The sequence below is a fragment of the Streptomyces sp. NBC_00386 genome, from assembly GCF_036063235.1.
Classification (GTDB): domain Bacteria; phylum Actinomycetota; class Actinomycetes; order Streptomycetales; family Streptomycetaceae; genus Streptomyces.
On sequence record NZ_CP107950.1, the window covers coordinates 1399035 to 1422273 of the forward strand.

Genomic DNA, 23239 nt, shown 5'->3' on the forward strand with positions numbered 1-23239 from the left:
ACCCTGTGCCCATGGACGATGCCTCGATGGTCGGTTTGATGGGACGGGTCACCGGCACGGTCGGACCCGGGCTCGTCGGCGAGGTGATCGTCAAGGTGCGCGGCGGCGCCGAGCACTTCCTCGCGTACCCGGCCGCGCCGCAGGACCGTATCGAGCGGGGCACGGTGGTGATGGTGGTGGAGTACCTGCCGCCGCGCACGGTGTACGTCTCGGCCGCGTACGACGGCTGAGAGCGCTCCGCTGCGGCCCGCGGCGGCACCGGTGACCCCGCGGAGTCTGTCGAACGGCGCCCGAACGGTCAGCGAACTCGCTTCTTCCGTACGACAGTTGAGCTGCTCTCGTCCCAGGTGAGAACCGTATGCGTCAAGAACGCAACAAGGATTCGCGCACCTCTGTATTCCCGTGTCGGCGAGGAGCACACTCCCGTTCGTTCGGTGCCGAAAGGGCACCATCAAAAGGGGGCGTATGCCGATGGTTGTCGGCGTCGTGGCGGGGGCGGTTGTCCTCGCACTGGTCTTCATCGTTGTGGTCTTCAAGCTCATGTGGCGTGTCGCGGAGCCCAACGAAGCGCTGATCATCTCCGGTTCGAAGCATCGGACCGAAGGTCTCGAGGAAGGCATGGGATTCCGCATCGTGACGGGGCGCGGCACGCTGGTACTCCCCGGTGTGCAGGCGGTGCGGAAGATCTCGCTCGACCTCAACGAGACCGAGCTGCACGTGGACTGCGTGACCACCCAGGGCATTCCGCTGAAGGTGCGGGGCGTGGTCATCTTCAAGGTGGGCGACGACTTCGTGTCGATCGCCAACGCGGGGCGTCGTTTCCTCGACCAGCAGAAGATGATGGCCGAGCGGGTGCACAACGTGTTCGCCGGTCATCTGCGGTCCATCGTCGGCGGGTTGACCGTCGAGGACATGATCCGCGACCGGGAGAAGCTGACCGGTCAGACCCGGGCCGCTTGCGGCACGGAGATGGAGAAGCTCGGTCTGATCGTCGACTCGCTGCAGATCCACGAGATCGAGGACCCGACCGGATACATCAAGAACCTCGCGATGCCGCACGCCGCCGCCGTGCAGCGGGACGCGCGCATCGCGCAGGCGGAGGCGAACCGTCTCGCCACCGAGGCCGAGCAGAAGGCCGCGGCCCGGATGTCGGAGGCGACCCGGGACAGCGAGATCCAGCAGGCCGGTTACCAGGCCGAGCGGGACAAGGCGGCGGCGACGGCCCAGATGGCCGGCCCACTCGCAGCGGCCGCCGCTCAGCAGGATGTCGTCGTCCAGGAGACACGCGTCGCCGAACTGGAGGCGCACCGCCGCGAGCAGCAGCTCCAGGCGGACGTCCGCAAGCCGGCGGACGCCCGGGCGTACGAGATCCGGGCACGGGCCGAGGCCGAGCGTGACGCGCGGATCTCGGCGGCGCAGGCCAAGGCCAGGGAGACCGAACTCGCCGCCGCGGCGGAGGCGACCCGGGTCAAGACGGCCGCCAACGCCGAGGCCGAGGCGACCAAGGCTCGGGGTGCGGCCGCCGCGACGGCGACCCGTGCCACCGGTGAGGCCGAGGCCGCGGCCTCGCAGGCCAAGGGCCTCGCGGCGGCCGAGGCGACCCGGGCCCAGGGTCTGGCGGAGGCGGAGGCCATCCAGGCCCGCGCCGCCGCGCTCGCCGAGAACCAGGAAGCGGTCGTCGCGCAGCAACTCGCCGAAAACTGGCCGGAGATCGTCCAGGCGGGCGCGAGCGCGTTCGGCAACGTGGATCACATGGTGCTGCTCAACGGCGCCGACGGCATGTCGGACCTGTTCGCCAAGGCGCTCACCATGGGCGGTACCGGCCTGGGCCTGGCACGCCAGTTGCTCGCCTCGATGAACCCGGAGGGAAGCCCGGCCAAGCACTCGACGGCGGAACTCAACGGGGTCGCGGCTCCGGTCAGCGAGAAGGTGCCCGTGGAGAAGGACGAGGGGTGAGGCCGGCGCGCTGAGGCGCACAGGCACCAGCGGTTCCGGTCAGTAGGGTCCGGGCGTACGGGAGTTGGGCCACAGCCCCCGTACGCCCGGCGCCGTTCCACCGGCGCGCCGGGCGCCGTACGGCAGGAGACGTGCGGGGAGTCGGCCCACGCCCTCCGGTGTGCGCGGAGCCGTCCGGCTCCGGACCCGCCCGCCGCGACCTGGCACGCACGTTCTACGGTGGCCCGCGTGACTGCCTTTACCGATGACACCGAAGAAGACGTCCCCGGCCGCTACGGCCCCTCCGCGACCGCCGAGGCCGAGCCCCGCGAGGTCGGCCCCGTGAAGACCGAGTACTCCCCCGCCCACGACGGCGACCCCGATCCCGGTGAGATCGTCTGGACGTGGGTGCCCTTCGAGGAGAACGACGGCCGGGGCAAGGACCGCCCGGTGCTGGTCGTGGCCCGGGAGGCCGCGGGCACGCTGCTCGCCGTCCAGCTCTCCAGCAAGGCGCACGTCGGCGACCGGGAGTGGGTGGCGATCGGCAGCGGTCCGTGGGACCGGACCGGGCGGGACTCCTGGGTGAACGTGGACCGCGTGCTGCGACTGCACGAGGACGGGATGCGGCGGGAGGCGTGCGCGCTGGACCGGATGCGTTTCAATTCCGTGGTCCACCGGCTGCGGGAGCGGTACGGCTGGCGCTGAACCCCGCCCCTTGCCGGCGACACGGGACACCGGGCGCCGGGGCTCCCACTCCGCCGGATGCGGGGTTCCGCCGGGTGCCGGGGCGGCGCCTCCGCCGGATGCTGGGGTTCCGTCTCCGCGGGGCGCGGAGGCGCGGGCCGCGAACTCCGGGGGACGCCGAGCGAGCAGGCCCGGCCGACCGGGCGGCACGGGCCGCCGGGCGGTGGCGAGGCTCGGGCCCTCGGGCCGGGGTGCCGGGCAGGGGGCAGCCGCACAGCCGTCGCGGGCACCGGGCTCAGGCCCTCAACCTGGGGGCTGGGGCCCCGGGGCGGGGGTGAAGGCGGGCCCTCACGCTCCCAGGAGCTCGGATGCGAACACCCGGTCGAACGCCTGGCGTGTGGTCCGGCCCGGTGTGCGGTCCAGGATGCCGAACACCACCTGGTCGAAGTACCCCTCCAGGCGGCCTCCGGTCAGCACTCCGCGGAAGGCCCGCGCCACCTGCTCGGGGTCGTTCCGGAAGACCCCGCAGCCCCATGCTCCGAGGACCAGGCGGCGGTAGCCGTGGGCGGCGGCCGTCTCCAGGACACGCTCGGCACGGATCGCCAGCGCGCCCGGCAGGTCGGCCGCCCGCCCCGGGGCGGTCCGCAGGACGACTCCGGCGTTCGGGGCCGCCGCGGTCAGGAAACCGGCCGGGAACGGCTCGTCGAGGAGCCGGCCGCGGTCGTCCCGGAACACCGGTACGCCGGGTGAGTGAATGACACGGTCCGTGTAGAACGCGTCACGGTGGGCGCGGTGATGGTCGTAGAAACCCCGGGCCCGCAGCAGACAGGTGTACAGCGCGGAGGCGCGGCACAGGGCCTCTTCCTGGGCCTGCGCGCCGTTCAGATAGCCGCCGCCGGGATTGCGCGCCGAGGAGAAGTTCAGCACGGCGACCGGGTCCCCACCCCCGGAGACCAGCCGGCGGGCCGCCTCCAGACTGCTCTCGCCGGTGACCTCGAACGAGGTCACGACCGGCGTCACCGACGGTATCTCCACCGGTTCCGGTCCGTGCAGCAGTGTCCCGGCCCGTGCCGCCTCGACCGCGGCGGCGACGGACACCGCGTCCCCTGAGGGACCGCGGTAGCCGCCGGCCGCCACGATCTCCTCGGTCTCCCGGGCGATCGCACGCAGGCGCGCGCTCATGGCGCCACCCCCGTACGCGCCACGGGCGCGGCCTGCTTACGCTCCCCCGTCGTGCCCATGAACGCATCGTGAGCGATGCTGGTCGTGCGGCGCAACAGAGTTTCGCGGCCCCGCACAAGAGTGCTTCCCAGTCCCCAAAGAAATGATTTGCACCCTTGTGCGAACCGCCGAGAGGGTCTTGGGTGGAACGGTCATTGTCGGTCCGGCCCACCAGACTCCGGGCCGGCGGCATGGTGGAATCTCAGGAGGATCCCGACATGTCCGATTCGGTGAGTGACTGTACGGAGCGACGACGCTCCCATGTCACCGAGGCCGAGGTGGAGGCACTGGTCCGTGGCATCTGCTTCAAGACCGGTCCGCCCCGCCTCCTCGGTGTCGAGGTGGAATGGCTCGTCCACGAGCTGCGCGGGCCCCGGCTCCGCGTAGCACCCGAAAGACTCGAAGCGGCCTATGCGGCGCTGCGGACCCTGCCCCTGCGTTCGGCGCTCACCGTCGAACCCGGTGGACAGCTGGAGCTCAGCTCCGCCCCCGCCGGCTCCCTGATGGAGTGCGTGGGATCCGTCTCGGCCGACCTGGACGCCGTACGCGCCACCTTGCGCGAGGCGGGCCTCGGCCTCAGCGGTTTCGGCCAGGATCCCTGGAACCCCCCGAGCCGCTATCTCCATGAGCCCAGGTACGACGCCATGGAGCGGTATCTCGACCGCGCGGGTCCCGAGGGCCGCGCCATGATGTGCACGTCGGCATCGGTCCAGGTGTGCGTGGACGCCGGGTACGAGGAGCCGGGCCCACTCGGGCACGGGCGCCGCTGGTGGCTGGCCCATCAGCTCGGCGCGGTCCTGGTGGCCGCGTTCGCCCACTCGCCGATGGCCCGCGGACGGCACACGGGCTGGCGGTCCACCCGCCAGTCGCTGTGGGCGTCGATGGACCCCGGACGCACCGACGCACCGCCCCTGGACGGCGATCCCCGTGCGGCCTGGGCACGGCGTGTGCTGGACGCGCCGGTGATGTGCGTACGGGCGCCCGAGGGTCCCTGGGAGGTCCCGGAGGCGCTCAGTTTCCGGGACTGGACGCGGTCCGCCGCGCCACCGGACCGGGCGGACCTCGCCTACCACATGACCACGCTGTTCCCACCGGTCCGGCCGCGCGGTCATCTGGAGCTCCGCATGATCGACGCGCAGCCGGGCGAGGACGGCTGGATCGTGCCGCTCGCGGTGACGGCGGCGCTGTTCGACGACCCGGACGCCGCCGAGGTCGCCTACCGGACCGTCAAGCCGCTCGCGGAGCGCGCCGGTCCGGCACCGGCGCCGCGCAACCCGCTGTGGCAGGACGCGGCGCGGTTCGGCCTCGCCGATCCGGAGCTGCGCGAGGCCGCGGCGGTCTGCTTCGCGGCCGCGTACGAGGCACTGCCCCGGCTCGGTGCCACCACCGAAGTGCTCGACGCGGTGGCCGAGTTCACCGACCGCTACGTGGCCCGGGGCCGCTGCCCCGCCGACGACCTGGTCGGCGCGGCCGCCTCACACCACGACGGCCGGTCCGGGCGGCGCCCCGCCGCCCGCCCACAGGGTCTGTCCGACGGGAAGGACATGAACACATGACCGGCACGACCGCTTCCGACACGACCGCTCCCGGTCCGCGCACGGATCCGGATTCGCTCCGGCAGCGCGCGCTGGACGCGCTCACCACCGCCCGCGACCGCACCGCCCTGCTCACCTCCTGCGTGGAGGACCCCGATCTGACCGCGCAGCACTCGCCGTTGATGTCCCCGCTCGTCTGGGACCTCGCGCACATCGGCAACCAGGAGGAACTGTGGCTGCTGCGGGCGGTCGCCGGGCGTGAGGCGATGCGGCCCGAGATAGACGGGCTCTACGACGCGTTCGAGCACGCACGCTCCGAACGGCCCTCGCTGCCGCTGCTGCCGCCCGCCGAAGCCCGTACGTACGCGGCCGAGGTGCGCGGCCGGGCTCTGGACGTCCTGGAGAGCGCCTCGTTCGAGGGCACCCGGCTGACCGAGTCGGGCTTCGCGTTCGGCATGATCGCGCAGCACGAACAGCAGCACGACGAGACCATGCTGATCACCCATCAGCTCCGCCGGGGGCCCGTCGCCCTCACGGCACCCGACCCCGAGCCCGCCGCGCCGTTCAACGGGCCCGCCGAAGTCCTGGTGCCCGGGGGCCCGTTCGTGATGGGCACCTCCACCGAACCGTGGGCGCTCGACAACGAGCGCCCCGCGCACCGGCGCACGGTCCCGTCGTTCTTCATCGACACCACTCCGGTCACCAACGCCGCCTACCAGGCCTTCATCGAGGACGGCGGCTACGGCGAGGAGCGCTGGTGGACTCCCGCGGGCTGGGACCACATCCGCGCGCACGGCATCGAGGCGCCGCTGTTCTGGCGGCGCGAGGGCGGGCAGTGGCTGCGGCGCCGTTTCGGGGTGACGGAGGCCGTGCCGCCACAGGAGCCGGTGCTGCACGTGTGCTGGTACGAGGCCGACGCGTACGCGCGCTGGGCGGGGCGGCGGCTGCCCACCGAGTCCGAGTGGGAGAAGGCGGCCCGTCACGACCCGGTGTCCGGCCGCTCCAGGCGCTACCCGTGGGGCGACGAGGACCCCTCGCCGGTCCACGCCAATCTGGGCCAGCGCCATCTGCGCCCGGCCCCGGCGGGCAGCTATCCGGCGGGCGCCTCGCCGCTCGGCGTACGGCAGTTGATCGGCGATGTGTGGGAGTGGACGTCGAGCGATCTGGAGCCCTACCCCGGGTTCGTCGCGTTCCCCTACCGGGAGTACTCGGAGGTGTTCTTCGGCCCTGAGTACAAGGTGCTGCGCGGCGGTTCGTTCGCGGTGGACAAGGTGGCCTGCCGGGGCACGTTCCGCAACTGGGACTATCCGATCCGGCGGCAGATCTTCTGCGGGTTCCGCACGGCTCGCGACGAGGACGTCTGATGTGCCGTCATCTGGCGTTCCTGGGAGGCGAGGAGAGGCTCGGCGCGCTCCTCGTGACACCGGAGCACAGCCTGTACCGGCAGTCGTGGGCGCCCCGGCTCCAGCGCTATGGGACCGTCAACGCCGATGGTTTCGGGGTGGGTTGGTACGCCGAGGGGGACCCGGCACCGGCCCGCTACCGGCGCGCCGGTCCGATCTGGGGCGACCAGTCGTTCGCGGACCTGGCCCGGGTGATCGGGACGCGGGCGCTGCTCGCCGCGGTGCGGGACGCGACCGTGGCGGGCGCGGACGGGGAGGCCGCGGCGGCGCCGTACACCGCGGGCCCCTGGCTGTTCAGCCACAACGGCGCCGTCCGCGGCTGGCCCGACACGCTCGCCCCGCTCGTGGCGGGCCTGCCTCCGGCCGAGTTGCTGTCGCTGGAGGCCCGGTGCGACTCGGCGTTCGTGTGGGCCCTGGTCCTGCGCCGGCTGCTCGCCGGCGACGAGGAGGGCCAGGCGCTGGCCGACACCGTCCTGGAGGTCGCCGAGGCGGCCCCCGGGTCCCGGCTCAACCTGCTGCTCACCAACGGCGAGACGATCACCGCGACCGCCTGGGGCGACACCCTCTGGTACCTGACCGAGACCGGCCGCCGCACTGTCGTGGCCTCCGAGCCGTACGACGACGACCCGCTGTGGCGGGAGGTCCCCGACCACACCCTTCTCACCGCGAACCGCACCGAGGTGCTGCTCACCCCGCTCAAGGACATGAGCGACGACATGGCATCCGCACAGCACAAGGAGCCCCGTACGTGAGTCCGTTCCTGTTGACCCGCACCCTTCCCGAGGACGCCACGGACGCGGCACTGCGCGCCGATGTCCTGCTCGGCCTCGGTCACCTGCCCAAGACCCTGCCGCCGAAGTGGTTCTACGACGCCCACGGCAGCGCGTTGTTCGAGAAGATCACCGAACTCCCCGAGTACTACCCGACGCGCGCGGAACGCGAGATCCTGCTGACGCGGGCCGCCGAGATCGCCGCGGCGAGCGGTGCGCGCACGCTCGTCGAGCTGGGTTCGGGATCTTCGGAGAAGACCCGCCATCTGCTCGACGCGATGCCGGACCTGCACACGTACGTGCCCGTGGACGTCAGCGAGAGCGCGCTCACCCAGGCCGGTCACGCGCTGATCGCCGAGCGGCCCGGCCTGAACGTCCACGCGATGATCGCCGACTTCACCGGCGGCCTCACGCTCCCGGACACCCCCGGGCCGCGGCTCGTGGCCTTCCTCGGCGGCACGATCGGCAATCTGCTCCCCGCCGAGCGCGCGACGTTCCTGGCGTCCGTACGGTCACTGCTGTCGCCCGGCGACACCCTGCTGCTCGGCACCGACCTGGTCAAGGACGCGTCGGTGCTCGTCACCGCCTACGACGACGCGGCCGGGGTCACGGCGGCGTTCAACAAGAACGTGCTGAGCGTCGTCAACCGCGAACTCGGTGCCGACTTCGACCTCGACGCGTTCGATCACGTGGCGCTCTGGGACCCCGAGAACGAGTGGATCGAGATGCGGCTGCGGTCGCGCGTCACGCAGACCGTGAAGGTCCCGGCACTGGATCTGGCGGTCCACCTCACGGAAGACGAGGAGATCCGCACCGAGATCTCGGCGAAGTTCCGCCAGGACGGTGTCCGCGGTGAACTGGCCACGGCGGGCTTCGCTCTGTCCCACTGGTGGACGGACGCGGAGGGCCGGTTCGCGCTGTCGCTGAGCGAGGCGGTGGAGAACTCGCCGTAAGGCCGCGCCTTCCCGGAACGGAACCGGCTCCCACGTCGACCACGGCCGGGCCCGGATCCCCGGTCGGCAGGTCCCGGGGGACCGCCCGGCCCAGGCCGCACAACGGGGCCGGGGCCGCCGGCCCCGGCCCGGGCCCGGGCCCGGGCCACAACTCGTCTTCCGACCATGAACCGGCCGCCCGTTCCGACCTGCCCAGCCTCGACGGAATCGCTGTTCGGGTCGTGATCGGTATGCTCGCGCCCATGCCCGCGTCCTCCGGCCGGCCGGTCTCGTGCCCGGGCCCGGGCACAAGCCCGGAACGACGTCGACGGATGAGCGAGAAGACAGTGTTCGAGTACGAGAAGGACGGCGCGGCCATCTACCGCGAGTCCTTTGCCACCATCCGCGCGGAAGCGGATCTCGCGGCCCTGCCCGCCGATGTCAGCCAGGTCGCGGTCCGGATGATCCACGCGTGCGGCATGGTGGACCTCGTCCGCGACCTCGCCTACACGCCCCACGTGGTGGCCCGCGCCCGCGAAGCCCTGCGTTCGGGCGCGCCCGTCCTGTGTGACGTCTCCATGGTCGCGAGCGGGATCACGCGCAAACGGCTGCCCGCGGACAACGACGTGATCTGTACGCTCTCCGACCCGTCGGTGCCGGACCTGGCGGCGGAACTGGGCACCACGCGCAGCGCGGCCGCCCTGGAGCTGTGGCGCGACCGCCTGGACGGCGCCGTGGTGGCCGTCGGCAACGCTCCCACCGCGCTGTTCCGCCTCTTGGAGATGATCGAGGAGGGCGCGCCGCGCCCCGCCGCGGTCATCGGCGTGCCCGTCGGCTTCGTCGGCGCCGCCGAGTCGAAGCAGGCTCTGAACGAACACCCCTCCGGCCTCGACCACTTGGTCGTACGGGGCCGCCGCGGCGGCAGCGCCATCGCAGCCGCCGCGATCAACGCGATCGCGAGCGAGGTGGAGTGACCGAGAGGTCCAGGCGCCGTCGAGGTCACCTTGCCACTGACGGCTTGGAGGTCTGGGCAACTGCTCCGTCGGGAGGCACTTGGACAGGACCAGGACCCTGAGCTGTTGCGGTCCTCACCTGCTGCGACGGCTCATGGGTGTCCGAGCACGTCCGCTGCCGTTCGTCTGCGTCGTCACGCAGTTACTATCCACAGCATGTCCTGGATACGACGTCGTGCGCGCAAAGCCCAGCAGTCTGAAGAGCGCCTGTCCGACCTCGAGTTCCTAGCCCTCGTGAAGGCGAGCCTCGAGGAGTACGCGCCGGGTGTCACGCGGGGCGCCGAACTCAAGGGCAATTCGCTGAGCAGCCCGAACGGCTGGGCGGTGGGCGTGGCTCCGCCCCACCACGGGGGCGGCCGCCACTACGACCTCGTCGCCCTGCCCGACGTAAGCCTCCAGCCGGACGTCCCTTGCTTCACAGACTGTGTCGTGGCGATGTCCGGCGATCTCCGCAAGGCGGCCGACGTGTGGGTGCAGACGGCGGGCGCGTGCATGCTCGAGCTCCTCGACCCACGCTCACGCTTCGCGGGCCACGCGGGACCCGATCACGAGCGCGGCGTTCCGGGCCGGCACTCGATCATCTCCGGCACGGTCGCCTTCGGGCTCGACGGCGCCGAGAACCGGCGCTTGCAGACTGCGCTGCTTGACGCGAACGTGCTGCACCGCATCGCGGACACCTTCACCGCAGACCTGGAATCGCCGTACTTCAACGGGGTCAAGGTCTTCTACGGCGGCCGGCCCGGCGCGATGCAGACCGAGATCCGGGTCAACGGGGAACGCCACGAAACCGCCTCGGCCGCCATGGCGGCGCTGAACCTTCCCGAGCCAAAGGTGTTCACAGCCGTTCGCCACTACGCGCTGGTCTCCCCGCTCGAAACGTAAGCCGTGTTGTCGTCGCGGGTCAGCCATTTTCCAGCGGCTCAGCAGTCGGCACAGCACAGCGGGCCCAGCTCACCGACCTCGGCGCCAGAACCACGTCCATGTCGGTGACCGTTGCAGGTTCAGCCCTGCATGAACAACCGAATACGCAGGTGGGGCAGCCGCTTGCACGGCACAGGAATCGCGGCCGGCGAGCAGCCTTCACCTCGCTGCCGCAGCCTTGTCAGGTCCGTCGTGGGTCGTCATCGCCAAGGGACGGGTCCTGCTCTTCCTCGGCCGGCCAACCGCTGACGTTCGCTGTTGCCCGGTGCGGTTCGGGCTTGTTGGTGTCAGCCAGTGGTGTCAGGAGTCGGGTTGCCCGTAGCTTGGGTCCGCCGAGGACCTGAAGCACGCCGCCGAGCACGATGAGAATCATGGCTACGCCGGCGAGGTCCGAGCCCACCGCGTAGGACCATCCGACCAGTCTCGGCAGTCCGTCCAGGACAAAAGCGGAACCCATCAGGACGAAGCCCCAACCGGCCTTCCGGGGATCGCTGTGATGCGCTCCCAGCCGACCGTTCAAGGTCAACGCCCCCAGGAACGCCATCAAGCACCCGCAGGCCAGCACGATCAACGAAGTCATGGCACCCCTCCGTCGGGGAGAATACCCCGCCGGTGCCGGAGTCCCTGCGGGGCCCGTGAGCGGTCTCGAAGACCGTCGTGGCAGCGATGTCACCGTCCCATTGGGCACGGTTGGGACACGGCATCGGGGCTCTTGCTTCAGCTGGGGTGGATGCAGCCGGCCGGATGAATGAGACGGCCCGGTCCGGGACGCAGGACAGGAAGAAGTGAAGGGCCGGGTCTCCGACCTGCGGCCGTGCGATCGACCCACGCTGCGACCTGCGGCTTGACTGGCGACGGTTGCCAGCGTTGGTCGTCGTCGAGCACCCTCCGACGACCCCGAGACGGCCGGCGGGCGTTCAACGCGTTGCCGGCTTGAGGGCCTCTTGCCGCCAGAGCCCCGCTCAGGGCCTGGCCGGCGGATCTTGCCGGGCTCTCCCTGAACACAGCCGGTGCTGTGGCACTTGACGGTGCTTCCGATCAATTGAGTCGACACCCGTTCCGAGCTGCGGGAAACTCCCCTGATGCTTCAACGAACCGACACGCCTCCCTCGTGGGACGAGCGTACGCAGCTGGCCACCTTCCTGGACTACGCCCGTGACACCGCGCGAGCCAAGTGTGAGGGCGTGTCCGCCGAAGACGCCCGCAAGGCCCCACTCCCGAGTTCACCGCTGATGACGTTGTGCGGCCTGATCAGCCATCTGCGGTGGGTCGAGTACCACTGGTTCCAAGTGATGTTCCTGGGCGAGGAACCTGCGGGACCGCTCACCGAGGCGACCGACGACGATCCCGACCCTGAGATGCGGACAGCAGTCGACATCCCGCTGCCCCAGCTTCTCGCCGAGTACGAGGAGCAGAGTGCCCGCTACCGTCGCCTGGTGTCCGACCACGAGCTGAACTCAACGGCCAAGCGTCCCATCAGCGACGGCCGCCACGTCGATCTCCGCTGGGTGATCCTCCACCTCATCGAGGAGACGTCCCGCCACAACGGCCACCTCGACGTCGTGCGTGAGCTCGTCGACGGGCGGACCGGCGTCTGAGACCTGTCGTGCGGGTCACGAGCGGAGCCTGATCGAGGCGAGGGTGACGGTGCCGTGGAACACATAGGCGCGCTTGTCGAACCTGGTGGCCACGGCGCGGGAGTTCTTTGAGCGCCAAGACGGTCCGTTCGACTTCGTTCCTGCGCTTGCAGATCGTCTTGTCGAAGCCGGCGGGCCGTCCGCCCTTGCTGCCGCGGCGTTTGCGGTTGGCCTGCTGGTTCTTCGGCTCGGGGATGGTGCGCTTGATCTGCCGTCTGCGCAGGCAACGGCGGTTGCGGCGGGAGGAGTACGCCTAATCGGCATGTGGGTTGGCCGGTTGGGCCGGTCGGCAGGGCCGCGTACGGTTTCAAACAGTGGTGCTACGCAGGCCAGTTGTCCAAATAACGTGCCGATCAGGTACCAGCCAGCGAATGGGGAACGGGTGGACGACGAAGGGCGCCGTCCTGATTCAGCGGACATCGGGATGGCCGGATGCGGATGGCTCCTGATCGTGGCCGTCATCGCCATGCCCGGACTCATCCTGAACGACGGACCACTGACCGTGTACCTGGTCGTTGTCGGCGGGGTGATCGGGTTTCTTCGGGCGCGCAAGAGGCTCCTCCGCTGACGGGATTCTCCATCGGCGAACCTCTGCAGTTGCCACGACCGACCGCTGACTGAGCCGCCCTGGGCAAGCCGGATGTTCCGGTCCGTCCGGGGCGGTTCGCTTCGTCCCCACGCCTCCCGACGGCTGCGACTCAACCGGCTCGTGGACCTCGAGTTCGATTGGAACCAGTGCGAGCGCAATGCGCCGAGCGGCGTGCGCATCCTGGACCGGCAGCGAGCGCGGGACGTCGTCCGTCGCCCCGCGCCATCCGGCCGTCATCTCCCGGGGGTGCAGAGATTTTCCACTCCCGGGGTGTACGGGGCGACTTCATTCAGTTCCTTGACCGGCGAAGCCATTACCGCATGAACAAGACTTGACCGGACTCAGGCGCAGGGCGGTGATCTCAGCGATCCGTGGAGGTCAGCCGGGATCCGGGAGCGTGCCGCCTCGGTGGAGCCGTGCTGTGATCCAGGCGGCGGCCGCCTCCGGGGCGGGCACGATCGGGACCCCGGGCGGCACCGGTGGTCTGCGGACCACGACCACGGGCAGTCCCGCCTCACGGGCCGCGGTCAGTTTCGGCGCGGTGGCCTGTCCGCCGCTGTCCTTCGTCACCACGACGTCGATGGCGTGGCGCCGGAGCAGTTCCCGTTCTCCCCCGAGTGTGAAGGGGCCCCGGTCGAGCAGCACCTCCATACGGGCCGGAGCCGGAGCCTGCGGCGCGTCCACGGAGCGTACGAGGAACCACAGGTCCTCCAGAGCCGCGAAGGCCGCAAGACCCAGCCGGCCCGTGGTGAGGAACACCCTGCGGCCCAGTGAGGGCAGGAGTCCGGCGGCCTCCTCCAAGGACCCTGTCTCGTGCCAGACGTCGCCCGCGACCGGCACCCAGCCGGGGCGCCGCAGGACGAGCAGGGGAACACCGGTGGCGGCCGCCGCCGCGGCCGCGTTGGAACTGATGGTTCCGGCGAACGGATGCGTGGCGTCGACGACCGCGTCCACCGCGTGCTCGCCCAGCCACCGCGCCAGCCCTTCCGCACCGCCGAAGCCGCCGATGCGCACCTCGCCGGGCGGCAGCCTGGGCGCTCCCACGCGTCCGGCCAGCGAGCTCGTCACCCTGAGGCCGGCAGGCGTCCCCGGCGCCAGACTCTCGGCGAGACGTCGGGCCTCGGTCGTACCACCCAGGATCAGTACGTGCACGACGTCCGGTTCCCTTCCGCGGGGTGAGGCGTGGGCAGCGCGGCCGCGGGGCGGTCGCAGGGCCCAACCCAAGCACACCGCGGCCCGAGGCCGGATCCGCCCCCGGTGGTCGCGCGGACGCGGGAGAGACCGACGTGATCGGTCACGGCGTACGGGCCCGGCCGGCCCCCGGAGCCGACCCCGGACACCGCCCACGCCGTACGGTCCCCGCCGGTCCCGGACGCCCCCGCATCACCCGGGACACCCCGCCGTCTCGCGGAGCGCCACCCGGTGGGGCACCGTGGAATCACGCCTGGCACTCCCGCCACGGCGGAGAGGAGCAGCCGCATGTCCGAGCACACCTACCGGGTCACCGAGATCGTCGGGACCTCCCACGAAGGCGTCGACCAGGCCATTCGCAATGGGGTCACCCGGGCCTCGCAGACCCTGCGCAACCTCGACTGGTTCGAGGTAACGCAGGTCAGGGGCCAGATCGAGAACGGGCGGATCGAGCACTACCAGGTCGGTCTGAAGCTCGGTTTCCGGCTGGAGGACGCCGACTGACCCGACCCGCGTCCCACGGGTCCACCGGACCCGCCGAGACCCTCAGGTCCGCCCCTCCCGCTCCTGCGCGTCCTTCAGTGCCGCCGACGCGGCGGCCCACCGTGCCCGTACGACCGTGAAGCCGGCCCGCTCCGCCTCCTCGCACACGAACTCGTCGTCGTCGACGAGGACGCGGACCTCCCGGTCACGGGCCAGCCGGCGAAGGATCTCCAGCTTGGTGCGGCGGGCGGGCCTGCGGTCGTCGTTGCGCCGCATCCAGATGCGCCCCTCCGGCAGGCCGTGCTCCGCCAGCCACTCCACGGTCGCCCGCCGGCACCGCTCGGGACGGCCGGTCAGATAGACCACCTCGCACTCCCGCGCGCTGCTCAGCGCGAGCTCGACGCCCTCCGCGAGCGGCGGATCCTCGGACGCCGCCGCGAAGAACCCTGCCCAGTCCCGCGGCGAGCGCTCCAGGAACCGCTGCCGGTGCGCGGTGTCCGCGAGGGTGCCGTCGAGGTCGAACACGGCGAGTGGTCTGCTGCTCTGATCCTTCACGCGGACCAGCCTAGACAGCGACTCCGACAACGAGCCGGCCACAACACCCCGCCCCGGGAGCGCGAAGCGGCGTGAACACGCTCAACTTCCGTCTCTCCAAGCCCTGTTCACACCACCGGGCAAGCCCTTACCGTAATGCCTCGCACAGCATGTCGCACAGCATTCGGTATCTCGAACCGAGTCGGTTCCGTCGACGTCCCGAGCCGGACGGCGTGACCGGCTTCCGCCTGCCGACGGCGTCCGCGTACACACCACCGAGCCACCGGGCCCTCGGCCCGGGTGTGTCGCGGCGCCTCGCACGAACACCGAGGAGACCGGCATGAACGACAGGCCCCTTCAGCCCTCCCGGCGGGTCGCCCTCGGGGCTATGGCCGGCCTCACCGCCGCTTTCGCCCTCGGCGCCCCGGCCCGCGCCGCGGCCGGGACCGCCTACGTGATGGGGTACTTCACCGAGTCCCCGAACGGCGACGGAGCGGACTACGGCCTGCATCTGGCCGTCAGCGCCGACTCGCTGCAGTGGACACCGCTGAACCAGAACAAGCCCGTCGTCACCCCGTCCGGCGGCACCGGCGGTCTGCGCGATCCGTTCGTCCTGCGCAGACAGGACGACACGTTCGTGGTGCTCGCCACCGACCTCAAGGGCACCGACTGGAGTCTGCAGAGCCAGTACATCCATGTCTGGGACTCCGCCGATCTGCGGTCCTTCAGCGGCTACCGGCGCCTGAAACTGCACGACATGGCCACCCACAGCTGGGCACCCGAGGCCTACTGGGACGCGGGGCGGGGGCAGTACGGGATCATCTACTCCGCGGTCGACTCCAGCGGCCACAACGTCATCATGGTCAACTACACGTCCGACTTCGTCACGGCGTCGGCCCCACAGGTCTTCTTCGACCCCGGCTACGACGTGATCGACGGTGACCTGGCCGTGGGCGTCGGCGGAGTGAACTACCTCTATTTCAAGAAGGACCAGACGCTGGTGGGCGCCAGGTCGACGTCCCTGAACCCCGGCAGCTTCACCGTGTTCAGCACACCGGTCGCCCACGGCGGCACCGAGGCCCCGATCCTCGTCAGGTCCCAGTCGACCGGAACTTGGTTCCTCTGGGGAGACACCTACACGCCCAACGGGGTCTTCTACGCCTGGCAGTCGGCCGACCTCGCGAGCGGCACCTGGACGGCGGTCGACCAGCGGCTCTACACACAGCCGCTGAACTCCAAGCACGCGAGCATCCAGCCGATCACCACGACGGAGTACGACAGCCTCCTCGCCAAGTGGGGTGCCCCCGCCTGGAACCGGCTCAAGTCCTACAACTATCCGGCGCGTTACGTCCGGCACTCCAACTACGTAGGCCGGATCGACGAGTACCCCTTCGACCCGTACACGGACTCGCAGTGGACGCTCGTTCCCGGACTCGCCGACACGGCGGGCGTCTCGTTCCGCTCGGTCAACTACCCGACGCGCTACCTGCGCCACAGCAACTACCAGATGACGCTCGACGTCGACGACGGGACCACGACGTTCGCCCAGGACGCCACGTTCCACCGGACCGCGGGCCTGGCCGACACCTCGTGGTCGTCGTTCCGCTCCCACAACAACCCGAGCCGTTACCTCAGGCACGCAAACTATGTGCTGCGCATCGATCCGATCTCCACCTCCACCGACAAGGCCGACGCCACCTTCTCGGTCGGTTCTTGACGTCCCTTCGTCCCCTGGAGACACCCCCGATGTCCCCTCTCCGCAGACTTCTCGCCGGTGCCGCCGCGGCAGCCGCCGCGCTCGGCGGACTCACCGCGGCCGCGTCCCCCGCCACGGCCGCCGACTCCGGCACCTTCAGCGTGCTCAGCTACAACGTCGCCGGGCTGCCCGAAGGCATCTCCAGCGCGCCGACACCCCGCCAGGCCGCGACCACGGCGATCGGCGGACTCGTCGCCCCCTACGACATCGTCCACGTCGAGGAGGACTTCAACTACCACGCGGCGCTGTACGCGTCCGACACCGCGCACGCCTACCGCACCCCCACCAGCGGCGGCGCGGGCATCGGCAGCGGTCTCAACACCCTCTCGAAGATCTCGTACGACACCGACGACTTCGAGCGGGTCGGCTGGAACTCCTGTCAGATCGACTCCGGCGACTGCCTCACGCCCAAGGGCTTCACGTTCATGCGGGAGCGCCTGGCCGAGGGTGTCTACGTCGACTTCTACAACGTGCACACCAACGCGGGCACCAATGACGGCGATCTCGCCTCCCGCGCCGACAATCTCAACCAGCTCACCGCCTTCATCGGCTCCCATTCCCCGGGCAACGCCGTCGTCGTCATGGGCGACACGAACACCCGCTACACCCGCTCCGGCGACACCATCGCGGAGTTCGCCGCCGCCAACGGGCTGGCGGACGCCTGGGTCCAGCTCGTCCGCGGCGGCACCCCGCCGGCCAAGGGAAGCGACGCCCTCGTCTGCGACCAGAGCGGCACCACCGTGCCCGACACCTGCGAGGTCGTCGACAAGATCCTCTACCGTGGCAGCAAGCTCGTCACGCTCGACGCCACGAACTACCACAACGAGCACACACGCTTCCTGACCTCCGACGGCCTGATGCTCTCCGACCACGACCCGATCACCGCGTCGTTCACCTGGTCACGCAACAGCGGCTTCCAGCTCAGCGACCAGTTCGGCGGGCCGCACGGCGACTACTTCAACGACATCGCCCGGGTGCCGGCCGGCGCCCGCGCGTCCGTCGTGTCCCTCGGCAGCGGCGCACGGATCGACCGGATGGGACTGACACTGAGCGACGGCACCACACTCACCCACGGCGGCACGGGCGGTACCAGCGCCTCGCTGACCCTCGGCAGCGGCGAGTACGTCACTTCCGTGCAGCTCTGCGAGGGAGTGAAGGACAGTCATACCCGCATATTCTCGGTGAAGTTCACCACCAGCCTCGGCCGCACCCTGTCCGGAGGCACGACGACGTCGGACTGCGTGACCCGCACCGCGCCGAGCGGCCGGCAGATCGCCGGCTTCCACGGCCGCGCCGGGGACGAGGTCGACAAGATCGGCTTCATCTACACCCAGCGCTGACCGGACGGCAGGCACCAGATCGTTCCCGCCGGGTTCCCGGACCCGGCGGGAACCCGGTGCCACCGGCCGCCGGCCATCCGAATCACCCCGTCGCCCGGGCACCCTGTCACGCCGTCACCCGGGCACCCCGTCACCCGGTCAGGAAGCGTCCGACAGCCAGGGCCTGACCCTTCTGCGTGCCTCGTGCAGACGGGACTTGAGCGTGCCGAGCGGAACGCCGACGCGCTCGGCTGCCTCCGCGTACTCGAGTTGGCAGATGTCCCGGTAGACCAACGGCTCCACCAGATGCGGGTGTTCGCGCTCCAGGCGCTCCAGCGCCTCCAGGAGGTCGACCCGGGAACCCGCGATGACACTGGTCGTCCGCGGATCGACGTACCGGGCCGCGTCGATGGCCTCCGGCCGCTCGGCGGCACGCCGCTTCAGCTCGCGGTACTTCTGTCGGGCGCAGTTGGCGACGACCGTGTGCAGCCAGGTGCCGAACCGGCTGCGCCCCTCGAACGCCGTGATGTTCCGGGCGACTTGGAGCAGGACGTCCTGGGCCGCCTCCTCGGCGTCCTCGCGGCAGGGCAGAAAGCGCCCGCAGCGCCGCACGACCTCGGGCCGGACCTGCCGCAACAGGACGTCGAGTGCCGCCCGGTCCCCGGCCGCCGCCCGCAGCGCGAGCTCCTCGGTCTCCGCCGCCTCGCCCACCTGGCGCTCCCCTCGGTGCCGGTCAGAGGCCAGGCATGATAGTCGTATGCACCCGCTGGAGCGGATCGGCCGTTACCGCCTCGAACGGCGCCTGGGCGCCGGTGGTTTCGGCGTGGTCTGGCTCGCCCGTGACGACGTTCTCGACGCGGCCGTCGCGGTCAAGGTTCTCACCGAGAACTGGGTCGACCGCCTGGACGTCCGGGAGCGCTTCCTCACCGAGGCGCGACTGTTGCGCAAGGCCGACTCCAGCCGGGTCGTACAGGTCTACGACATCGGTGAACTCCCTGACGGCAGGCCCTACTTCGTCATGGAGTACGCCGACGGGGGCACCCTCGCCGAGCGGATCGAGGCCGGTCCGCTGCCGGTCGCCGAGGCGTTGCGCCTGACGGCGCTCGCGGCGCGGGGCGCTGCCGCGCTGCACGCGGCCGGGATCGTGCACCGCGACATCAAGCCCTCCAACGTGCTGCTGCGCACCACGCCCGGCGGAGCCGACCGGGTGCTGCTGGCCGATCTCGGGCTCGCCAAGAGCCTGGCCCAGGCCTCCGGACTCACCCTCGCGGCGGGCTCGGCCGGCTACACCCCGCCCGAGCAGGTCCGGCCCGGATCCGGGATCGACGCGCGGGCCGACGTGTACAGCCTGGGTGCCCTCGGCCACCACCTCGTCACCGGTTCGGTTCCGGGCCCGCCCGGCAAGGTCGAACGCCCCGACCGGCTCCGTACGGGCCTCGGTCCGGACGTCGGACGGGCACTGCTGCGCGCCATGGAACCGGACCGGGAGCGGCGCTGGCCGAGCGCCGCCGTCTTCGCGGCGGAGCTCGAACGGCTGGCCGGGGAGGTCGCGGCCGGAGGTGCCCCCGCGTCCCGGCGAAGCCGGCGCACCACGCTCTTCGCGCTGGCCGGTGCCGCCGTGGCCTGCGCCGCCGGCGTCACCGCCGTACTGCTGACGAACGGGTCCGCGGCGAGCACCCTCGCGGTCGAGGACAGCACGGGCCGGATCACGGTGGAGGTGCCGGCAGGCTGGGGCGGGCAGGTACGCGACTCCGGGTGGAATCCGCGGTCGCTGGGTCTCGAGGACGGCACGGAACCCGGCCTCGTCGTCGCGAACCGCCTGGCGCGCTGGCCGGACCTCCGCGCCGGCGTCGACGGAGCCTTCGTCGGACTCAGCGCACGCGGCGACGTGACCGGCGAGGTCCGCGCCATCGCGCACCCGGGATGCCACTACGCCGGAAGCCACGCCTATTCCGGCGCGCGCTGGCACGGGCTGATACGGACCTGGGACGGCTGTCCCGGCAAGGACGGCCGTCTCACCGAGGCCGCGCTGACCTCGCCGGGCGGCGGGCAGCCCCAGGTGTACGTCCAGATCCGCCAGGAGAGCGGCGACGACGACACGGCCGACGGCGTCATAGCCTCCGTACGCCTCAAGGCCTGATCATGGGCAGACGGTCCCGCCGGAACCCGTCGGCGATCCCGCGAACTTTTCGGTCCCCGGACGCATCCAAGAGGAGTGAAGGGGCGCGACGCGCCCCGCACAGGTGCGATGGCCTCGTACGGAGATTCGCAAGGAGTGGTGACATGTCGACCTTCCCGCGCACGGTGGCGGCCCCGGACCGGCCCGGCACGGTGTCCGCGCACCGCGTTTCACCCACAGCCCGGAGGGTGGCGCTGCTCGCGGGTGCCGCCCTGCTGAGCCTGCTGACCGCCTGCAACAACGGCTCCCCGCAGAGTTCCCCGAAGACGCTTCCCGGTACGGCCGGACCCGCTTCCGGCGACACGAGCACGAAGGCGGGTTCCACCGCGGCGGCCAGCCCGGCCACGAGTTCCCCGTCGAAGAAGGCGGGAACCGGGACGGGGAGCGGGTCCGCCTCGGCCACGGCCACCTCGGGGAGCGCCGGTGGCGGCGGGCGGTGCCACACCTCGGAGCTGCGCGCCTCCGTCGGCCGCAACGACCCCGGAGCGGGGCAGGAGAACTTCCCGATCGTCCTGACGAACAAGTCCGGGCGCACCTGCACGGTGCGCGGCTACCCCGGCGCGGCCTTCGTCGACGCCTCCGGCAAGCAGCTCGGACCCGACCCCCAGCGGTCCCCGGGCACGCCGACGACGGTCGCGCTCGCGCCCGGGCACAGCGCGTGGTCGGGCCTGACCTTCTCCAACCCGGAGATCAGCGGGGCGGACACGGCGACTCCCGCCTCGCTGATCGTCACGCCGCCCGACGAGCTGGACTCGCTCACGGTGGCGTGGACGCAGGGCACGGTGCCCGTGTCCGGCAACGCGTCATCGGTCCGCCTGACCGTCCTCAGCCCCGGGACCGCCCCCTGACCGTAGCCCCACGACGGCCGTGCCGAGGCCGGTGACTTCGCCGGCGGCGGCATCTGCGCCGGCGAGGCGACCGGCACGGCGTCCTCCTGACGGCCCGAGGGCAGGCTGCCGCCGGAGCCCGTCACGTCATCGGCGGCCGCCCTCACCCCCGCCGCCGAACGATCCGAAGCCCCCGGAACCGGAGCCCGTGCCGTATCCGCCGTCCCGGGGCGAGCCGCCCGGACCGTCCCCCGGGCAGAGGGCGGACGCGGAGGCGCAGGTGCTGTCGGACGGCTCCGCGGACGGAGTGGCCTGTGACGGGGTCGCGGCCGTCGCGGTGGGCGTCCGGGGACTGACGGGTGCCGTCGCGGACGTGGAGGGCCTGCCGGTGGCGGAGCCCTTCGCGTCACCCTTCGTGGAGTCCCAGTTGACGACCTCCAGCTGGAGCGAGGGCGAGGAGGTGTCGAGCGTCCAGCGCTGGATCGGTTCGTCCTTGCGGAGTTTGAGGACGAGGTCGGACTCCCCCTCGGCCGACGCGGGAACGAGGGCCAGGTCCTGGTTCCAGCGCGGCACGAGCATGCCCTGGAGGGTGAAGTCGTAGCGGATGTTCTTGCCGCCGGGCTGCGACGCGCCTGTACAGGGGGCCAGTTGGACGGAGTAGGCGAGGTGGGAGTCGAGACACAGGTTCGGGTGGGCCGCGTCGCGCAGCAGCCCGTCCGCCACGTACGACCACTCCGTCGCCGACTCCGAGGAGCACGGGACGAGCCGGGCCTCGGCACCGCTCGCGGGCGTCGTTCCGGCGAAACCGACGCACCGGTCGGTCGCGGCGTTGCGCAGTCGGCCGCGCACGGTCCCGTCCTTCTTCTCTCCGTTCCGGGCCCACGACGGGTTCGTTTCCCGGCTCGGTGCCGCCGACGTGCGGCCGCCGTCGGTCGTGTCGTGCCGGCCGTCCGGGTCCGCGTCGGACGCCCACAGGACCAGCGGAACCGCGACGAGTGCGCTGAGGGTCAGCACGGCGACGGCGACGTTGCGGCGGCCGGGCGCGCGCCGGGCCGCCTTGCGCCCCGCGGCCCGGCGGGAGGCGCGGGTTCCGTCGCCGGTACGGGTCGCGCCCCGGCGGCGGGAGGCGCGCCTGCCTTCGCCGGGTCCGGGGGCGTCCTGTCCGGACGGGGTCGCCGACCGCGGGGTGGCCCTCTCGTGGGCCGTGGGCGGGGTGTCGCTGTACCGAAGGGCGTCCGGCGGGGTTCGCGGAGGAAGGCCCGGAGGGCGTACGTCGTCGGCGTCGGGCTGGAACTCGACGATCTCGGCGGTCCCGGCGGCCGGGCCGCCGGTGGCACCCGTGGCTCCGCCGGTGAAGGCCGGGCCGCTTCCGGCGCCGGTCGTTCCATCCGCGTAGAACTGGCCGGTACCGTCGCCCTCCTGTTCCTGGACCGCCTCCGTGGCCGCCGCGGCCCGCGCCTGCCGGGAGGCCAGATAGGCGCGCGCGCCCCAGCCGAGCACCGCCTCGGCGAGCGGGACGGCGAGTTCGCCGTTGAACCGGCTCAACTGGTCGGCCGCGTACCGGCAGTGGCCGCATTCGTCCATGTGGTTCCGCAGGTCGGGGTCGAGGTCGCTACCGCCGCGGCGGAAGGAGACGTCGAGCATGCGGTGGTAGCGGCGGCACTCCTGACTGGGGGCGAGTTCGTGGTGGATCTCCAGACAGCCCTGGCGCAGGCGTTCTCTGGCCCGCTCCAGTTCGGTGACCGCGTCCTCGGGGAAGATCCCCAACAGGGCCGCGGGTACCTCCGGTTGTTCGGCCTCCACCTCTCCGTGCCACAACAGGCAGCGGGCCGGCTCGGGCAGCCGCTGGAACGCGCGGGAGATGAGCCGCCTGTCCTCCGGCGGAAGCAGTCGGGCCGCCGCACGGTCCACGCGGTCCTCCCGGTCCGCTTCGGCCAGAAGTTCCGGAGCGAGCAGTTCACGCCGCTGGTCCATGAGCCACTCGGCCGCTATGCGGCGGACGGTGACGAGCAGTTGGGGTCGCCATGCGGCGCTCGGCCCGGCCTGGTGCAGCGAATCCCCGAACATCCGCGTGAATGAGGCGGTGGTGAGCATTCCCGCGGGCCGTACGCCGCCGGTGCACAGCCGCGCGTAAGAGAACACCGCCTCCCAGTGCCGGTCCAGGAGTTCCCCGACGGGATAGTTCCCGGGCGCGCCACCCTGCCTCTTCAGCTCGGCAGCGAGCCGTTCATCCGACACCTCGAACAAGCGGTCGGGGTCAGACGAATGAGACAGCGTTCCGTCATTCACGTCCGCTTTCCTTCCAAAGGC

The 23239-nt window shown here is 71.5% G+C and carries 22 protein-coding genes and 1 pseudogene; 16 read left to right on the forward strand and 7 right to left on the reverse strand.

Features of this window, described 5'->3' with window-relative positions:
• Window positions 1-11: 11 nt before the first annotated feature.
• The 3 genes from OG780_RS06025 (at window position 12) to OG780_RS06035 (ending at window position 2640) form a co-directional block, all read left to right on the forward strand.
• The gene (locus OG780_RS06025) at window positions 12-230 is read left to right on the forward strand and encodes a hypothetical protein (protein ID WP_326784142.1); all 219 of its coding nucleotides are present in this window, start codon (window positions 12-14) and stop codon (window positions 228-230) included.
• 235 nt (window positions 231-465) lie between these two features.
• Window positions 466-1956: an SPFH domain-containing protein gene (locus OG780_RS06030; RefSeq protein WP_328445427.1), complete on the forward strand. Its 1491-nt coding sequence runs from the start codon at window positions 466-468 to the stop codon at window positions 1954-1956.
• A 228-nt stretch (window positions 1957-2184) separates the two neighbouring features.
• Window positions 2185-2640, forward strand: coding sequence for a type II toxin-antitoxin system PemK/MazF family toxin (locus OG780_RS06035; RefSeq protein WP_328445429.1), 456 nt, complete (start codon window positions 2185-2187; stop codon window positions 2638-2640).
• A 327-nt stretch (window positions 2641-2967) separates the two neighbouring features.
• On the opposite strand, the gene OG780_RS06040 is transcribed toward OG780_RS06035, so the two are convergent.
• Complete coding sequence (locus tag OG780_RS06040) at window positions 2968-3801, reverse strand: TIGR02452 family protein (RefSeq protein WP_328445431.1); 834 nt, start codon at window positions 3799-3801, stop codon at window positions 2968-2970.
• A gap of 257 nt (window positions 3802-4058) precedes the next feature.
• On the opposite strand from OG780_RS06040, the gene egtA reads away from it, so the two are divergent.
• The 6 genes from egtA (at window position 4059) to OG780_RS06070 (ending at window position 10375) form a co-directional block, all read left to right on the forward strand.
• Complete coding sequence (egtA, locus tag OG780_RS06045; protein ID WP_328445433.1) at window positions 4059-5396, forward strand: ergothioneine biosynthesis glutamate--cysteine ligase EgtA; 1338 nt, start codon at window positions 4059-4061, stop codon at window positions 5394-5396.
• Window positions 5393-6739 carry an ergothioneine biosynthesis protein EgtB gene (gene egtB, locus OG780_RS06050; RefSeq protein ID WP_328445435.1) on the forward strand — a complete coding sequence of 449 codons (1347 nt, stop codon included), beginning with the start codon at window positions 5393-5395 and terminating at the stop codon, window positions 6737-6739. The genes egtA and egtB overlap by 4 nt, the downstream gene beginning before the upstream one ends.
• Window positions 6739-7530: an ergothioneine biosynthesis protein EgtC gene (egtC, locus tag OG780_RS06055; RefSeq protein WP_328445437.1), complete on the forward strand. Its 792-nt coding sequence runs from the start codon at window positions 6739-6741 to the stop codon at window positions 7528-7530. The genes egtB and egtC overlap by 1 nt, the downstream gene beginning before the upstream one ends.
• Window positions 7527-8501 carry an L-histidine N(alpha)-methyltransferase gene (egtD, locus tag OG780_RS06060; RefSeq protein WP_328445439.1) on the forward strand — a complete coding sequence of 325 codons (975 nt, stop codon included), beginning with the start codon at window positions 7527-7529 and terminating at the stop codon, window positions 8499-8501. Before egtC ends, egtD begins: the two co-directional genes overlap by 4 nt.
• Window positions 8502-8827: 326 nt before the next feature.
• Entirely contained in the window at window positions 8828-9454 is a 627-nt protein-coding gene (locus OG780_RS06065) for a precorrin-8X methylmutase (RefSeq protein WP_328457922.1), read from the forward strand.
• A gap of 195 nt (window positions 9455-9649) precedes the next feature.
• A complete protein-coding gene (locus OG780_RS06070) occupies window positions 9650-10375 on the forward strand; it encodes a DUF6348 family protein (protein ID WP_328445441.1) in 726 nt (241 codons plus the stop codon).
• Between the two features lie 220 nt (window positions 10376-10595).
• Here OG780_RS06070 and OG780_RS06075 read toward each other — a convergent pair whose 3' ends face one another.
• Entirely contained in the window at window positions 10596-10994 is a 399-nt protein-coding gene (locus OG780_RS06075) for a hypothetical protein (RefSeq protein WP_328445443.1), read from the reverse strand.
• A 502-nt stretch (window positions 10995-11496) separates the two neighbouring features.
• On the opposite strand from OG780_RS06075, the gene OG780_RS06080 reads away from it, so the two are divergent.
• A complete protein-coding gene (locus OG780_RS06080; protein WP_328445445.1) occupies window positions 11497-12012 on the forward strand; it encodes a DinB family protein in 516 nt (171 codons plus the stop codon).
• A 15-nt stretch (window positions 12013-12027) separates the two neighbouring features.
• On the opposite strand, the pseudogene OG780_RS06085 reads toward OG780_RS06080, so the two are convergent.
• Window positions 12028-12304 (reverse strand): annotated as a pseudogene (locus tag OG780_RS06085) (IS5/IS1182 family transposase); the annotation flags it as partial.
• Between the two features lie 129 nt (window positions 12305-12433).
• On the opposite strand from OG780_RS06085, the gene OG780_RS06090 reads away from it, so the two are divergent.
• Complete coding sequence (locus tag OG780_RS06090; protein WP_328445447.1) at window positions 12434-12619, forward strand: hypothetical protein; 186 nt, start codon at window positions 12434-12436, stop codon at window positions 12617-12619.
• 399 nt (window positions 12620-13018) lie between these two features.
• Here OG780_RS06090 and OG780_RS06095 read toward each other — a convergent pair whose 3' ends face one another.
• Window positions 13019-13792 (reverse strand): cobalt-precorrin-6A reductase, encoded by a 774-nt coding sequence (locus OG780_RS06095; RefSeq protein ID WP_328445449.1) that lies wholly within the window; start codon window positions 13790-13792, stop codon window positions 13019-13021.
• A gap of 327 nt (window positions 13793-14119) precedes the next feature.
• Here OG780_RS06095 and OG780_RS06100 point away from each other — a divergent pair, with 327 nt between their 5' ends.
• Window positions 14120-14335: a dodecin gene (locus OG780_RS06100; protein ID WP_103547697.1), complete on the forward strand. Its 216-nt coding sequence runs from the start codon at window positions 14120-14122 to the stop codon at window positions 14333-14335.
• 42 nt (window positions 14336-14377) lie between these two features.
• Here OG780_RS06100 and OG780_RS06105 read toward each other — a convergent pair whose 3' ends face one another.
• On the reverse strand, window positions 14378-14869 hold the full coding sequence (locus tag OG780_RS06105; RefSeq protein ID WP_328445456.1) for a phosphatase domain-containing protein: 492 nt from the start codon (window positions 14867-14869) through the stop codon (window positions 14378-14380).
• Between the two features lie 319 nt (window positions 14870-15188).
• Here OG780_RS06105 and OG780_RS06110 point away from each other — a divergent pair, with 319 nt between their 5' ends.
• Together OG780_RS06110 and OG780_RS06115 are read left to right on the forward strand one after the other, a co-directional pair.
• Window positions 15189-16565 (forward strand): glycoside hydrolase family 43 protein, encoded by a 1377-nt coding sequence (locus OG780_RS06110; protein ID WP_328445458.1) that lies wholly within the window; start codon window positions 15189-15191, stop codon window positions 16563-16565.
• 29 nt (window positions 16566-16594) lie between these two features.
• On the forward strand, window positions 16595-17944 hold the full coding sequence (locus tag OG780_RS06115) for a jacalin-like lectin (protein ID WP_328445460.1): 1350 nt from the start codon (window positions 16595-16597) through the stop codon (window positions 17942-17944).
• A gap of 138 nt (window positions 17945-18082) precedes the next feature.
• On the opposite strand, the gene OG780_RS06120 is transcribed toward OG780_RS06115, so the two are convergent.
• Window positions 18083-18634, reverse strand: a complete 552-nt coding sequence (locus OG780_RS06120) for an RNA polymerase sigma factor (protein ID WP_328445462.1) — start codon at window positions 18632-18634, stop codon at window positions 18083-18085.
• A gap of 46 nt (window positions 18635-18680) precedes the next feature.
• Here OG780_RS06120 and OG780_RS06125 point away from each other — a divergent pair, with 46 nt between their 5' ends.
• A complete protein-coding gene (locus OG780_RS06125; protein WP_328445464.1) occupies window positions 18681-20063 on the forward strand; it encodes a serine/threonine-protein kinase in 1383 nt (460 codons plus the stop codon).
• A 143-nt stretch (window positions 20064-20206) separates the two neighbouring features.
• Window positions 20207-20950 (forward strand): DUF4232 domain-containing protein, encoded by a 744-nt coding sequence (locus tag OG780_RS06130; RefSeq protein WP_328445466.1) that lies wholly within the window; start codon window positions 20207-20209, stop codon window positions 20948-20950.
• Between the two features lie 126 nt (window positions 20951-21076).
• Here OG780_RS06130 and OG780_RS06135 read toward each other — a convergent pair whose 3' ends face one another.
• Window positions 21077-23167: a ricin-type beta-trefoil lectin domain protein gene (locus OG780_RS06135; RefSeq protein ID WP_443062300.1), complete on the reverse strand. Its 2091-nt coding sequence runs from the start codon at window positions 23165-23167 to the stop codon at window positions 21077-21079.
• Window positions 23168-23239: the final 72 nt, after the last annotated feature.

Coding starts and splice junctions, on each gene's coding strand:
- OG780_RS06110 (WP_328445458.1), top strand. CDS start 15,189: ATGAACGACAGGCCCCTTCAGCCCTCCCGGCGGGTCGCCCTCGGGGCT.
- OG780_RS06025 (WP_326784142.1), top strand. CDS start 12: ATGGACGATGCCTCGATGGTCGGTTTGATGGGACGGGTCACCGGCACG.
- OG780_RS06030 (WP_328445427.1), top strand. CDS start 466: ATGCCGATGGTTGTCGGCGTCGTGGCGGGGGCGGTTGTCCTCGCACTG.
- OG780_RS06130 (WP_328445466.1), top strand. CDS start 20,207: ATGTCGACCTTCCCGCGCACGGTGGCGGCCCCGGACCGGCCCGGCACG.
- OG780_RS06070 (WP_328445441.1), top strand. CDS start 9,650: ATGTCCTGGATACGACGTCGTGCGCGCAAAGCCCAGCAGTCTGAAGAG.
- OG780_RS06115 (WP_328445460.1), top strand. CDS start 16,595: ATGTCCCCTCTCCGCAGACTTCTCGCCGGTGCCGCCGCGGCAGCCGCC.
- OG780_RS06080 (WP_328445445.1), top strand. CDS start 11,497: ATGCTTCAACGAACCGACACGCCTCCCTCGTGGGACGAGCGTACGCAG.
- egtC (WP_328445437.1), top strand. CDS start 6,739: ATGTGCCGTCATCTGGCGTTCCTGGGAGGCGAGGAGAGGCTCGGCGCG.
- OG780_RS06100 (WP_103547697.1), top strand. CDS start 14,120: ATGTCCGAGCACACCTACCGGGTCACCGAGATCGTCGGGACCTCCCAC.
- egtA (WP_328445433.1), top strand. CDS start 4,059: ATGTCCGATTCGGTGAGTGACTGTACGGAGCGACGACGCTCCCATGTC.
- egtB (WP_328445435.1), top strand. CDS start 5,393: ATGACCGGCACGACCGCTTCCGACACGACCGCTCCCGGTCCGCGCACG.
- OG780_RS06125 (WP_328445464.1), top strand. CDS start 18,681: ATGCACCCGCTGGAGCGGATCGGCCGTTACCGCCTCGAACGGCGCCTG.
- OG780_RS06040 (WP_328445431.1), bottom strand. CDS start 3,801: ATGAGCGCGCGCCTGCGTGCGATCGCCCGGGAGACCGAGGAGATCGTG.
- OG780_RS06075 (WP_328445443.1), bottom strand. CDS start 10,994: ATGACTTCGTTGATCGTGCTGGCCTGCGGGTGCTTGATGGCGTTCCTG.